A 12,978-nucleotide genomic window follows, 5' to 3' on the forward strand; every position below is an offset into this window, starting at 1 on the left:
CATGATTAGCTGGGATAAACCTGGTGATCGGCCGCCAGCGCCGTCACCCTTTTCCTGATGTCCGCGGCCGAGCCCGGATCCCGTACGGCCTGCGCCACCAGGGCGCCGACCTCCGTCAGATCCTCGGGCTCCAGCCCTTGGGTGGTCACGCAGGGCGTGCCGACCCTGATGCCGGAGGTCACCGTCGGCGGCTCCGGGTCGTAGGGAATCGTGTTGCGGTTGAGCGTGATGCCCGCCGCGGCGCACCGGCGCTCCGCCTCGGCGCCGGTGACCCCGGCCGGCCGCAGGTCGAGCAGGGCCAGATGGGTGTCCGTGCCGCCGGAGACGGGCCGCAGCCCGTCGTCGGCGAGCGCGCCGGTCAGCGCCCGCGCGTTGTCGACGATCTGCCGGCCGTACGCGGCGAACTCCGGCCGCGACGCCTCGCCGAACACCACCGCCTTCGCCGCGATCACGTGCATCAAGGGCCCGCCCTGGATGAACGGGAAGACCGCCTTGTCCATCCTGGCCGCCAGCTCCTCCGTGCACATGATCCCGCCGCCACGCGGCCCGCGCAGCGTCTTGTGCGTGGTGAACGTCACCACGTCCGCGTACGGCACCGCGGACGGGATCACACCTCCCGCCATCAGGCCGACGGTGTGCGCGACGTCCGCGAGCAGCCACGCCCCGACCTCGTCGGCGATCCCGCGGAAAGCGGCGAAATCGATCAGCCGGGGGTAGGCCGTGGCCCCGCATATGATCATCTTAGGCCGATGGCGAAGCGCCAGATCCCGCACTTCGTCGTAGTCGATCAGCTCGGTGTCGCGCCGCACGCCGTACGCCACGACGTCGAACCACCGCCCCGAGAAGTTCACCTTCGAGCCGTGCGTGAGATGGCCGCCGTGCGACAGCTCCATCGCCAGCACCGTGTCACCGGGCTGGAGCAGCGCCGCGTAGGCGGCCAGGTTGGCCGAGGCGCCCGAATGCGGCTGGACGTTGACGTGATCGGCCCCGAACAACCGTTTCGCCCGGTCCGTCGCCAGCCGCTCGACCTCGTCGACGACGGCGCACCCGCCGTAGTACCGCCGCCCGGGATAGCCCTCGGCGTACTTGTTCGTGAGCGTCGAACCGAGGGCCGCCAGCACGCTGGGGGACGTGAAGTTCTCGCTCGCGATCAGTTGCAGCCCGCCGCGCACGCGGTCGAGCTCATCCAGCAGCAACTGGGCGACGTCGGGGTCGTTGCGGCGCAGCATGGCGAAGTCGGGCCCGTAAAAAGGCACCGTTCTCACTGCCTCACTCCGTTCGGCCGCTGTGGGTGCGCCGCGCCGATGAAGCCGCTCGCCGGCCGGATGCTCGCCACGCCTCCGGCCCGTCACACCGTGCGCACCCTCCTCGCTCCGCTTCCCACTCTAAGCCCGTTGATGCCACCCATGGGACCGACTTCGTCTTTCCCCGCATGTCGCACGCCCCCCGGCATCGCCCGGGGACACCGGCATACCGCCTGGTCAGGGCATGAAGGCGTGCGGGGCGGCCGGCTCCCCCGGTATCCAGCGCGGCGTGTCGGCCGCCTGGTCGCTGATCGAGGTCAGCACGGACTGCCGGTACAGGGCGAGCCGCTTGCGCCACTCGGCGATGTCCTCGACGTACCGCTCGGCCACCGGCGCGTCCCACACATCCGGACTGCGGGCCATCTGGTACGACTTGTCGAGCGAGGCCGCCATCGCGTCCAGCGCGGGCACCACCTCCTGCCACAGCCGCACAAGCTGCTCGTAGTCACGGTTGAACACCCACGTACTGGTCTGCGCGCCCGGCGTCAACGCGACCCCGGGACTCGGCGCCGGCGGAGTCTCCCCCGGCTGCATCGGCTTGGGCGCCGGCGGATCGACATACATTCCGACCTCCTTGGCGACTCGGTCTACAGGACCTTCATGGCGTGACCGTGGTTGGGGGGAGCGAGGTTGGCGGGAGCGAGGTTGGCGGGAGCGAGGTTGGCGGGAGCGAGGTTGGCGGGAGCGAGGTTGGCGGGAGCGAGGTTGGCGGGAGCGGGGGTCAGGAGTTTGGGGGTGGGATCGGGCTGGCGGGGGCGCCGGGTTCGACTCCGCCCGCCGGGCCGTCGGGCTCGATGTCCATCGGCACCCACGCGCCGGTACCCCACTCGCCCTTCGGCACGGACACGCCGGGCATGTCCAGCGGTTCGATCTCCCGCGCGTTCTGCATGACCGTGCCCAGAGCCTCCGCGTCCGGTGGCCGCGCCTCGGCCGTCACGACGTCACTCCCGTCGTTCGCCCACAAGCTCACCTCGCCGCCTCCACCGTCCCCGACCTGCCCCGCACCACCTTCCACCCGGGATTCGGCAAGGTCGTGCCCGGCCGAAACCGTCGGCATGTCCTGTCCGCCCGAGACCGTGGGCATGTCCAGCGGTTCGATCTCCCGCGCGTTCTGCATGACCGTGCCCAGCGCCTCCGCGTCCGGTGGCCGCGCCTCGGCCGTCACGATGTCACTGCCGTCGTTCGCCCAGAAGTTCACTCCGGTTTCGCCCTGAGACGGCCCTGAAGCGTCGTTTCCGGCGCCCAGTGGCATTCCCTCCAGCCGCGTGCCGTACGCCGCCGAGCCGCCCTCCTCGGCCCACGGAAGCACCACGGAGAGCTCCGTCACGGACCGCTCCCCCGTACCACCCGCCGCCCCCGTCTCCGGTCCTGTCGCCGAGGCGACGAACTGCACTCTGCCGTCATCCGCATAGACCCCGCCCACGCCTGCCGGAGCGCCGCCGACCGGCCCTCCGCCGTCCACGTCGACGAACACGGAGTCACCCTGAACCCCGAGGAGTACCGTCCCACCTGACCCGCCAGGCCCCTCCGCGCGTCCGCCCCCATCCGGCGCGGGTACGGCAGGAGCCGTCTCCGGCACCACAGGCACCCCCGAACCCTCTCGCGGCGCCCCCGGCGAGCACGGCGCTCCGTCGTTCCCCACGCCGTCCGGCACGGGAACCACCGGCACAGCCCCCGCCTCCGGAGCCCCAGGCGGGCTCCCCGGCGCAGGTGCCTGGGGCGCGGGCGGGTTGGCCGCCTCCGGAGCCGCGGGCGGTGCCGTCGTGACATCCGGAGTCGCGGGGCCGGGCTGAGGCACGTCCGGGGTGACGGGTACGGGTTGAGCGCCTTCCCAGCCGGTGGGCGGCGGAGACGACTCGGACCCGCCCGGAGGTACCGGCTGCTGGTCGGCCGCGGGAGGCGGGACCTGTTGCGGATCGGGTACCGGCGCCTGGGGAGTGACGGGTTGCATGTCCGGCATCGCCGCCGCGGACAACGGAGGCTGCGCCAGCTCGACCACCACAGGCGGCACGGGCTGCGGAGTGGGAGCCGTCGCCACAGGCGGCTGCGGCTCGGGGGCCGTCGCCGTTGGCGGGACCGGCTGCGGGTCGGGGACCGTCGCCACGGGCGGCTGGGGGTCAGGGGTCGTCGCCACAGGCGGGACCGGCTGCGGGTCGGGGACCGTCGCCACGGGCGGCTGGGGGTCAGGGGTCGTCGCCACAGGCGGGACCGGCTGCGGGTCGGGGACCGTCGCCACGGGCGGCTGGGGGTCAGGGGTCGTGGCTGTGGGCGGGGCGGGCTGGGGGTTCTGGGAGTTGGGGTTTTGTGGGGGGTCGGTGGGGGTGGAGGTGCCGGTGCCCGGCGGTTGGACGGTCTGGTCGGTGGCGGGGCCGACCTGGTCTAAGACGGGGGTGTCCGGGCGGCCGGGGTTGGTCGGGGCATGGCCGTCGATCTGGCCCGGAGGACCGTCCGGCTTGGGGCCGCCGGCCTGCTCGTCGAAGACCACGGTCGGCATGTCGATCGGCTGGGCGTTCTCCATGTTCTCCATGAGGTCACGGAGTTCGTCCATGGTCGGCGGTTCCATGGGGACCTGTACGACCTTGGTGCCGTCCTCGGTGGTGACAACGGGGCGGTCCGGCATGGAGGTGTCCACGTCGTCAGGGTGATCCTTCTGCGGCGTGTCCAGCCTGTCCTGACCATCTCGGCTCTGGCCGTTCTGAGGCTGATCCTCCCTGGCACCGCCGCCCTGCCCCTGGTCCTGGGGACGCTGGTCCTGGGCACGTTGGTCCTGGGCACGTTGGTCCTGGGCACGTTGGTCCTGGTCACGCTGGGAGTCGTCCCGGGGCTGACCGTCCTGGCCCTGGCCGCCCTGGTACTGCCCACCCTGACCGCCCTGGCTCTGACCGTCGCGGCTCTGGCCGTTCTGGTCCTGGCCGCCCTGGAATCGGTCGTCGCGTGGGTTCTCGCCTCGCTCGCTCTTGGACTCCCTGTCGGAGTCGCCCTTGTCGTTGCCGGCGGCGCCGTCGCTGTCGCCCTTGGGAGGAGCATCCCCCTTCGGAGGGACGTCGTCCTTCTCCTGCTTGGGCGGCGCCTCCTCCTTCGGAGTGTCGGCCTTGGGCGGCGCCTCCTCCTTCGGAGTGTCGGCCTTGGGCGGCGCCTCCTCCTTCGGAGTGTCGGCCTTGGGGGGCGCCTCCTCCTTCGGAGTGTCGGCCTTGGGGGGCGCCTCCTCCTTGGGTGGGGCGTCCTGCTTCGGGGGGTCCTGGTCGGAGGAGCCGGTGTCGGACTTCTCTGGGGCAGGCGTTTCGCGAGGATTGGCGCCCTCGTCGGCCTTGGAGCCCTTCTCGTCGTCGCCCTTGTCCGAGCCCTCGCCCGTGGGGGTGTCCTTCTCGGCGTCCTCCCCCTTCGGCGTGTCCCTGTCCGCGTCCTCGCCCTTCGCAGGAACGTCCTCGCCGCCCTTCGCAGGAGCGTCGTCGCCGCTCTTCGGAGGGGCGTCGTCTCCCGGGTCGTCCTTGGAGGCGTCGCCGACGGGATTGCCGCCGGCGCCGGGCGGGCCGTTGAGCTTGGAGCCGGCGTCGGAGGTGCCGGGCTGGTCGCGCTCCTTCTTCTCCAGGACCGTCAGGCGGGAGGTGACGTCGCGGACGAGGTCGTCGCAGGACTCGGCGACCTGGACGGGGCGGTAGGTGGCCTGCGCGGAGACGCCGGCGGCGCTCAGCAGGCCGGCCACCTTGCCTTCCGTGGTGCGAATCTCGCCTGCCGCCCGTCGCACCTCGGACAGAAGAGTGCGGACGAGCTGGGGGTCCATTCCTTCGAACTTGCCCATGCGCTTCTCCCGGAAGTGTCGGCCCACTTCAAGGTACCCGCGCGACGGCCGTTCGTCTTGGGGATACTGATCCGGTATGAGCGGACCCGTCAGTTGTCCGGGGTCGGGTCCCCATCGGTGGCGACGTATCCCACCACGCCGCGCAGTTTCTCCTCGGAGACGGCGCCCTTGCGCAGCACCCGCGGGATGGCGGAGGTGAGGTCCAGGATGGTGGAGGGGACCTTGTCCTCGCACGGGCCGCCGTCGAGGTAGACGCTGACGGAGTCGCCGAGTTGCCCCTGCGCCTCCGCGGCGGTGATCGCGGGCGAGGCGCCGGAACGGTTGGCGCTGCTCACGGCCATCGGGCCGGTCTCCTTGAGCAGGTCGAGGGCGACCGGCTGGAGCGGCATCCGCACCGCCACCGTGCCCTTGGTGTCGCCGAGGTCCCAGGACAGCGCCCGGTTGACCCGGCAGATCAGGGTCAGCGGGCCGGGCCAGAAGGCGTCGATCAGATCCTGCCCGTAGGGGCCGAGATCCTCCACCAGCGCGGTGGCGGCGCGCACGGTGCCCACGAGCACCGGGACCGGCATGTCCCTGCCGCGTCCCTTGGCTTCGAGCAGCTTGTTGACCGCCGCGGGGGTGAAGGCGTCGGCGCCGATGCCGTACACCGTGTCGGTGGGCAGGACGACGAGGTCGCCGCGGCGGACGGTGGAGGCGGCGTCGGTCAGCCCGGCCGCCCGCTGCTCGGCGTCTGCACAGTCATAACGTCGGGTCACGTTAGGTAATCCTGCCACCTGCCGGGGACACTTCCGCCTCCGGCCCGCCCGTGCTACTCCTGGCCGAAGCGGGCGGTGACGAAGCGGTCCCGGCGGGCGAGGTCCTGGTGGACGCGCGGGTCGCGCCAGCCGTTCTCCTCCGTGAAGATCAGGTAGACCGGCGTGCCCTGCTCGTCGGCGTGCTCGACGGCGACGAAGCCGCCGGGCCGGAGCAGCCGCCGCGCCGTGCGCTCGACCGCGCGCACCTCGTCGAGGCCGTCGGACCCCGAGCCGTACAGCGCGCGCGCCGGGTCGTAGTCGCGCACCTCGGGGTCGCGCGGGATGGCGCCGGGCGGGATGTAGGGCGGGTTGGAGACGACCAGGTCGACCTGGCCGTTCAGCTCGGGCAGGCAGTCGGCGAGGTCTTCGGGGTGCAGGGTGACGCGGCCCTGGCCGTGTTCGGAGATGTTGCGCTTGGCCCAGGTGTAGGCGTCCGGATCGACCTCGACGGCGTGCACCTGGGCGAGGGCGACCTCCTGGGCGATGGACAGCGCGATGGCGCCGGAACCGGTGCCCAGGTCGACCACGACGGGCGAGGCGACGTCCATCTCCTGGAGCCGGTCGATCGCCCAGCCCGCCACCACCTCGGTCTCCGGGCGCGGCACGAAGACGCCGGGGCCGACCTCCAGGGACAGGTAACGGAAGTAGGCGCGGCCGGTGATGTGCTGGAGCGGCTCGCGGGCCTCACGGCGCGCGACCCCCTCCCAGAACAGCGCGTCGAAGTCGCCGTCCTTGACCCTGTGCAGCTCGCTGCGCCGTACCCCGTGCACGAAGGCGGCCAGTTCCTCCGCGTCGGTGCGCGGCGAGGGCACCCCGGCCTCCGCCAGTCGGGCGGTGGCCAGGGCGATCTCGTCGAGAAGAAAGGTCATGGCATCCAGGCTCAGGTGTGGGCGGCCAGCTTCTCCGCCATCTCCGCGTCGGCGAGCGCCTGGATCACCGCGGAGAGGTCACCGTCGAGGACCTGGTCGAGGTTGTAGGCCTTGAAGCCGACGCGGTGGTCGGAGATGCGGTTCTCCGGATAGTTGTACGTGCGCACGCGCTCGGACCGGTCGACGGTCCGCACCTGCGACTTGCGCTCGGCTGCGGCCTCGGCCGCGGCCTCCTCCTCGGCGATGGCCTGCAGGCGGGCGCGCAGCACGCGCATCGCCGACTCCTTGTTCTGGAGCTGGCTCTTCTCGTTCTGGCAGGAGACGACGACGCCGGTGGGCAGGTGGGTGATGCGCACGGCCGAGTCTGTGGTGTTGACGCTCTGGCCGCCGGGGCCGCCGGAGCGGAAGACGTCGATGCGCAGGTCGTTGGGGTCGATCTGGATGTCGACCTCTTCGGCCTCCGGGTAGACCAGCACGCCGGCGGCGCTGGTGTGGATGCGGCCCTGCGACTCGGTGGCCGGCACCCGCTGCACCCGGTGGACGCCGCCCTCGAACTTCAGCCGCGACCAGGCGCCCTCGTGCCCCTTGGCCTTGATGGCGACCGTGACGTCCTTGTAGCCGCCGAGGTCGGAGTGCTGGGAGTCGATGATCTCGGTCTTCCAGCCCACGCGCTCGGCGTAACGCAGGTACATCCGCAGGAGGTCGCCGGCGAACAGGGCCGACTCCTCGCCGCCCTCACCCGCCTTGATCTCCATCAGGATGTCCTTGTCGTCGCTGGGGTCGCGCGGGATGAGGAGGTGGGTGAGCTTCTCCTCCAGAGCCGGGATCCGCGCCTCCAGCTCCTGCGCCTCGGCGGCGAACGCCGCGTCCTCGGTCGCCAGCTCCCTGGCCGCGGCGAGGTCCTCGCGGACGCCTTCCAGCTCGCGGTAGAGGCTGACGATCGGAGTGAGCTCGGCGTAGCGCTTGCCGAGCGTGCGCGCCTGGTTCTGGTCGGCGTGCACGGCGGGATCGGCGAGCTTGCCCTCCAGCTCGGAGAATTCCTTGATCAGCTCGTCCAGGTTCACCGCGCTTCCCTTCTTCCGCAGAGAAAACCTTTGATCACAAGAACGCCGACCCGGGCACACCCCGCGGACGGGATGGTTCCGAGTCGGCGCCTGATCTGGGCTACTTGCCCGTGGTCTTCTTCCCGAAACGCTTCTCGAAGCGCGCCACCCGGCCGCCGGTGTCCAGAATCTTCTGCTTGCCCGTGTAGAACGGGTGGCAGGCGGAGCACACGTCGGCGTGGATCACGCCGTTCTTGGCGGTGCTGCGGGTGGTGAAGGAGTTACCACACGTGCAGGTGACCTGCGTGAGGTGGTACTCCGGGTGGATGTCGGCCTTCATGTCTTTCGTCCTCTCGCAAGGTGCGGTCGCCGGGTCGCCAGTGGTCTCACACGCCTGTCGCACACCGGATGGCGCGGGCGGGAACCGGTACCGCTGCGGTTCGGCTACCAGTGTGCCAGATCCTGAAACCATCCCAGGCCATATGGCATTCCCAGCCGGCCGGGAGATGGCGGGGGCGGCGCGCCGTGGCACGCCGCCCCGGCCGCGACTCAGTCGCGGTCGTTGCTCACGGTGGTCTTCTGGACCTGGAGCAGGAACTCCGCGTTGGACTTGGTCTCCTTCATCTTCTCCAGGAGAAGCTCCAGAGCCTGCTGCATGTCCAGCGCGTGCAGCACCCGCCGCAGCTTCCAGACGATCTGCAGCTCGTCCTTCGACATGAGGATCTCTTCCTTACGGGTGCCGGACGCGTCGACGTCCACCGCGGGGAAGATCCGCTTGTCGGCCAGCGAGCGGTTGAGCTTGAGCTCGGCGTTGCCGGTGCCCTTGAACTCCTCGAAGATGACCTCGTCCATCTTGGAGCCGGTCTCCACCAGCGCCGTGGCGAGGATCGTCAGCGAGCCGCCGTTCTCGATGTTCCGGGCGGCGCCGAAGAACCGCTTCGGCGGGTAGAGCGCCGTGGAGTCGACACCACCGGACAGGATCCGGCCGCTGGCGGGCGCCGCGAGGTTGTACGCACGGCCGAGGCGGGTGATCGAGTCGAGCAGCACGACGACGTCGTGGCCCAGCTCGACCAGGCGCTTGGCCCGCTCGATGGCGAGCTCGGCGACCGTGGTGTGGTCCTCGGCGGGACGGTCGAAGGTCGAGTGGATGACCTCGCCCTTCACCGACCGCTGCATGTCGGTGACCTCTTCGGGACGCTCGTCCACCAGGACGACCATCAGGTGGCACTCGGGGTTGTTCCGGGTGATCGCGTTGGCGATCGCCTGGAGCACCATCGTCTTACCGGCCTTGGGCGGGGAGACGATGAGGCCACGCTGGCCCTTGCCGATCGGCGAGACCAGGTCGATGATCCTGGTGGTCAGCACGTTGGGCTCGGTCTCCAGGCGCAGCCGCTCCTGCGGGTAGAGCGGCGTGAGCTTGTTGAAGTCGGGCCGGTTGCGCGCCTGGTCGGGGTCCATGCCGTTGACCGTGTCGAGGCGGACCAGCGCGTTGAACTTCTCGCGCCGCTCACCCTCGCGCGGCTGGCGGACGGCGCCAGTGATGACGTCGCCCTTGCGCAGGCCGTTGCGGCGGATCTGGGCCAGGGAGACGTAGACGTCGTTGGCGCCGGGCAGGTAGCCGCTGGTGCGCACGAACGCGTAGTTGTCCAGGATGTCGAGGATGCCGGCGATCGGGATCAGGACGTCGTCGTCGCCGATCACGGGCTCGTTGCTGTCGAAGCGGTCACGGCCGCGACGGTTGCGCTCCCTGAACCGGCCGCGCCGGCCACGGCGCCCGCCGTCGTCGTCCTGGTCGCCGCCACGGTCGGGACCACGGTCCGGGCCACGGTCGGAGCCACGGTCGGAGCCACGGTCGCCGCGGTCGCCGCGGGTGTCGTTCATCCGGTCACGGTCCTGGTCGAGGCCGCCCCGGCCGTTGTCACGGCTCTGGTCACGACCCTGGTCACGACCCTGGTCGCCGCGGCCCTGACCCGCGTCACCGGCGCGCTGGCCGGCGCGGTCGGCGCGGTCGGTCCGGTCGGTACGGCTGTCGCCGCGCTCGCCACGGCCTTCGCCGCGCTCACGGCGGTCGTTGCGGCTGCGGCGCTCGCCGCGCTCGCGGCGGCCCTCGCCGCGCTCGGGCCGGCCTTCGGCCTGCACCACAGGCTCGGCCTGCTCCACGACCTGCTCCACCGGGGCCGCGACGGGCTCGGGAGCTACGGTCTGGGGGGCCTGCTGCGAGGCGGCGGGCTCGGCCGCGACGGCGGCGGGCCGGGAACGTTCCCTGCGGGTACGGGTGGGGCGCTCGGCCGGCGTCTCCACCCGCTCGGTCGCGGGCTCGGCGGGAGCTTCCTTGACGGTGACAGGGCTCTGCGCGGGGGCGGCCGCACCGCCGTCGGCAGAGATGCCCTGCTTCTCCTGGATGGCCGCGATGACCTGGCTCTTGCGCATGCGCCCGGTCCCGCTGATTCCCAGGCTGGCGGCGAGCTGCTGCAGCTCAGGCAGCACCATGGCGGACAGGCCGGTGCCGGAGCGACGGCGCGGCTTCGCCGCTCGGGTGGGGGTGTCGCCGGCCGCCGGCTGCCCAGATGAACCGGTGTCGGAGAGGAGTTCGGTGGTGTCGCTCACTAAGGGTCCTTCCCAGGGGTCGGGCGTCGGCCGCGATAAGCCGTTCGTCCCGAAGGTGCGATCGAACCGGCGGGACAGACCGGGTCGGGGTGCACATTGCGATCCTTGGCCGTCTCGGAAGACGGCTGTCACTGCCGGGAACGGGTGCGCCCATGCGGTCACCGCCGAGATGCGTCGACGGCGGGTGCGTGGAGGTCACCCCCCGGATTTTTGCCGCCAGCCACATGGAGAGTTGGCCGCAGCCCTTGTATCCCCGCAGATGCCGCCCCTCGACGTGCCCACCGGATGTGGAGCAACCGGAGGCGACGGATTCGGGGAGGGTGTACTGCCCACGTCTGACGAAGTGGAGCATGAAGCAGCGATATCGGGCTGACAAGCACGCACCCATCATGGGGGCATCTGGTGCGGCTATAAGCCTAACATCACCAGCGCACACGGCTATTCCCTGAAGGTAGAAGAGGCATCAGCGTGTCTCGGGAAACTGAACGCTCGCACCATCGGTGTCGACGTCCAGTGGCTGGATGTGCCAGTCATTACCCACTTTTGACGCGATCAAATCCTGCGCATCCGCAGTCGAAAACGCAAGAACCGTGGGACCAGCCCCCGACACGACCGCGGGCACTCCCGCGGCGCGGAGACGTTCTACCAGCTCCGCGGTCTGCGGCATGGCAGGCGCGCGGTAGTGCTGGTGCAGCCGGTCCTCCGTCGCGGCGAGCAGGACCGGGGTCTCCGGCCGGCTTGTCACCGCGGCGACCAGCAACGCCGCGCGCCCCGCGTTGGCGGCGGCGTCGGCGTGCGGCACGTCTTTCGGCAGCAGTCCCCTCGCCACCTCGGTCGAAAGCCGGTGCGAAGGGATGAGGGCCACGGGCCGGATCTCGGCGTGTGGCCTCAACTTCACCATACGCGGTGCGCCGCCAGGTTCGCTCCACGCGATGGTCAAGCCGCCCGCGAGACACGGCGCCACGTTGTCCGGATGCCCTTCCATCGCCGTGGCCAGGGCGAACACGTCGTCGTCCGACAGCATGCCGGGGCCGGCCAGGGCGCGGGCGGCGAGCAGGCCGGCGCAGATCGCGGCGGAGGAGGAGCCGAGGCCGCGCGCGTGCGGGATCCGGTTGCGGCAGCGCAGCCGTATGCCGGCGGGCTGCGGCACGCCCATCGCGCCGAACGCCCTGCGCATCGCCGCGACGATGAGATGGCCCTCTCCGAGATCCAGGTCTCCCGCGCCCTCGCCGGTCACCTCGACCTCGGTGTCTGTCCCGGTCAGGGACGCCTCGACCTCGTCATACAGGCCGAGGGCGAGCCCGAGGGTGTCGAACCCGGGCCCGAGGTTGGCGGAGGTTGCGGGCACGCGGACGACGACCGTCGGGCTCTGGGGCATGCGTCACCTTCGGAACAGCGAGTGGATCAGGCGAGTTCGAGGGCCATCGCGGCGGCGTGGGCGTCGATCGAGATCGTGACCGGTGCGGGGGCTCCGGAGATCGCCCAGTCGGGGTCCTTGAGGCCGTTGCCCGTCACCGTACACACGACGCGTGAGCCGCGGGAGATCAGCCCCTGCTCGTGCGCCTGGAGCAGGCCCGCGACGCTGGCCGCGGAGGCGAGCTCCACGAAGACGCCCTCACCCTGCGCGAGCAGCTTGTACGCGGCGGCGATCTGGCGGTCGGTGACGGCCTGGATGGCGCCGCCGGACTCGTCGCGGGCGGCCTCGGCGAGCTTCCACGAGGCGGGGTTGCCGATCCGGATGGCGGTGGCGATGGTGTGCGGGTGGGTCACCGGGGCGCCGTTGACGATCGGCGCCGCGCCGCTGGCCTGGAAGCCCATCATCCGGGGCGTCCCGGTGGCCGGGCCGTCCGACGCGTACTCGGTGTAGCCCATCCAGTAGGCCGAGATGTTGCCCGCGTTGCCGACCGGGAGACAGTGCACGTCGGGCGCGTCGCCCAGCGCGTCGACGATCTCGAAGGCGGCGGTCTTCTGGCCCTGGAGCCGGAACGGGTTGACCGAGTTGACCAGCGCGATCGGGTAGCTCTCGGAGAGCTTCCTGGTCATGTCGAGGCAGTCGTCGAAGGAGCCGTCCACCTGGAGCAGCTTGGCGCCGTGCACGAGAGCCTGGGCCAGCTTGCCCATCGCGATCTTGCCGCGCGGCACGAGGACGGCGCAGGTGAGCCCGGCGCGCACGGCGTAGGCGGCGGCGGAGGCGCTGGTGTTTCCGGTGGAGGCGCAGATGACCGCCTTGGCGCCCTCCTCGACGGCCTTGCTGATGGCCATCGTCATGCCGCGGTCCTTGAAGCTGCCGGTCGGGTTGAGACCTTCGACCTTGAGGTAGACGTCGCAGCCCGTGAGCGCGGACACCCGGGGCGCGGGCACCAGCGGTGTGCCGCCCTCCAGCAGCGTGATGACCGGCGTCGCCGGAGTCACCGGAAGACGGTCACGGTACTCCTCGATCAGGCCACGCCACGCCCTGGTCATGATTGCTCCTCCCGCGCGCGGCCGGATGCGGGCCGCGAACGCGTTGCGTCTTCATCGCTACCTGCGGTGCAGGACACAAAGTTTACGGGCTCGGACGCC

10 protein-coding genes and 1 pseudogene are annotated in these 12,978 nt (G+C 71.2%); 1 reads left to right on the plus strand and 10 read right to left on the minus strand.

Translation table 11 applies throughout. The annotated features are described in order from the left end of the window. Positions 1 to 5 precede the first annotated feature (5 nt). Both glyA and QSK26_RS01185 read right to left on the minus strand, forming a co-directional pair. Positions 6 to 1,229, minus strand: coding sequence for a serine hydroxymethyltransferase (gene glyA / locus QSK26_RS01180; RefSeq protein ID WP_285773519.1), 1,224 nt, complete (start codon positions 1,227 to 1,229; stop codon positions 6 to 8). 252 nt (positions 1,230 to 1,481) lie between these two features. Further along, positions 1,482 to 1,868: a hypothetical protein gene (locus QSK26_RS01185; protein ID WP_285773028.1), complete on the minus strand. Its 387-nt coding sequence runs from the start codon at positions 1,866 to 1,868 to the stop codon at positions 1,482 to 1,484. Positions 1,869 to 1,934: 66 nt separating this feature from the next. Between QSK26_RS01185 and QSK26_RS41675 the strand changes: the two are divergent. Continuing rightward, a pseudogene (locus tag QSK26_RS41675) lies at positions 1,935 to 2,009 on the plus strand (pentapeptide repeat-containing protein); the annotation flags it as partial. A gap of 16 nt (positions 2,010 to 2,025) precedes the next feature. On the opposite strand, the gene QSK26_RS01190 reads toward QSK26_RS41675, so the two are convergent. From QSK26_RS01190 to thrC, 8 genes are all read right to left on the minus strand, one after another. Then, positions 2,026 to 5,103 carry a hypothetical protein gene (locus QSK26_RS01190; protein WP_285773029.1) on the minus strand — a complete coding sequence of 1,026 codons (3,078 nt, stop codon included), beginning with the start codon at positions 5,101 to 5,103 and terminating at the stop codon, positions 2,026 to 2,028. An 89-nt stretch (positions 5,104 to 5,192) separates the two neighbouring features. Continuing rightward, a complete protein-coding gene (locus QSK26_RS01195; RefSeq protein ID WP_285773030.1) occupies positions 5,193 to 5,858 on the minus strand; it encodes an L-threonylcarbamoyladenylate synthase in 666 nt (221 codons plus the stop codon). 53 nt (positions 5,859 to 5,911) lie between these two features. After that, positions 5,912 to 6,766 carry a peptide chain release factor N(5)-glutamine methyltransferase gene (gene prmC / locus QSK26_RS01200; RefSeq protein WP_285773031.1) on the minus strand — a complete coding sequence of 285 codons (855 nt, stop codon included), beginning with the start codon at positions 6,764 to 6,766 and terminating at the stop codon, positions 5,912 to 5,914. Between the two features lie 11 nt (positions 6,767 to 6,777). Beyond that, entirely contained in the window at positions 6,778 to 7,830 is a 1,053-nt protein-coding gene (gene prfA / locus QSK26_RS01205) for a peptide chain release factor 1 (RefSeq protein WP_285773032.1), read from the minus strand. A gap of 100 nt (positions 7,831 to 7,930) precedes the next feature. Continuing rightward, positions 7,931 to 8,149, minus strand: coding sequence for a 50S ribosomal protein L31 (gene rpmE / locus QSK26_RS01210; RefSeq protein WP_285773033.1), 219 nt, complete (start codon positions 8,147 to 8,149; stop codon positions 7,931 to 7,933). A gap of 209 nt (positions 8,150 to 8,358) precedes the next feature. Further along, a complete protein-coding gene (gene rho, locus QSK26_RS01215) occupies positions 8,359 to 10,416 on the minus strand; it encodes a transcription termination factor Rho (RefSeq protein ID WP_285773034.1) in 2,058 nt (685 codons plus the stop codon). Positions 10,417 to 10,879: 463 nt separating this feature from the next. Then, the gene (gene thrB / locus QSK26_RS01220) at positions 10,880 to 11,794 is read right to left on the minus strand and encodes a homoserine kinase (protein WP_285773035.1); all 915 of its coding nucleotides are present in this window, start codon (positions 11,792 to 11,794) and stop codon (positions 10,880 to 10,882) included. 26 nt (positions 11,795 to 11,820) lie between these two features. Next, positions 11,821 to 12,879, minus strand: coding sequence for a threonine synthase (gene thrC / locus QSK26_RS01225; protein WP_285773036.1), 1,059 nt, complete (start codon positions 12,877 to 12,879; stop codon positions 11,821 to 11,823). Positions 12,880 to 12,978: the final 99 nt, after the last annotated feature.

Source organism: Microtetraspora sp. NBRC 13810, from assembly GCF_030268685.1.
GTDB lineage: Bacteria > Actinomycetota > Actinomycetes > Streptosporangiales > Streptosporangiaceae > BSRQ01.

Excerpts from the sequence above, each read along its gene's own strand:
- glyA (WP_285773519.1), bottom strand. The coding sequence starts at position 1,229 with ATGCTGCGCCGCAACGACCCCGACGTCGCCCAGTTGCTGCTGGATGAG.
- QSK26_RS01185 (WP_285773028.1), bottom strand. The coding sequence starts at position 1,868 with ATGTATGTCGATCCGCCGGCGCCCAAGCCGATGCAGCCGGGGGAGACT.
- QSK26_RS01190 (WP_285773029.1), bottom strand. The coding sequence starts at position 5,103 with ATGGGCAAGTTCGAAGGAATGGACCCCCAGCTCGTCCGCACTCTTCTG.
- prmC (WP_285773031.1), bottom strand. The coding sequence starts at position 6,766 with ATGACCTTTCTTCTCGACGAGATCGCCCTGGCCACCGCCCGACTGGCG.
- rpmE (WP_285773033.1), bottom strand. The coding sequence starts at position 8,149 with ATGAAGGCCGACATCCACCCGGAGTACCACCTCACGCAGGTCACCTGC.
- thrB (WP_285773035.1), bottom strand. The coding sequence starts at position 11,794 with ATGCCCCAGAGCCCGACGGTCGTCGTCCGCGTGCCCGCAACCTCCGCC.
- thrC (WP_285773036.1), bottom strand. The coding sequence starts at position 12,879 with ATGACCAGGGCGTGGCGTGGCCTGATCGAGGAGTACCGTGACCGTCTT.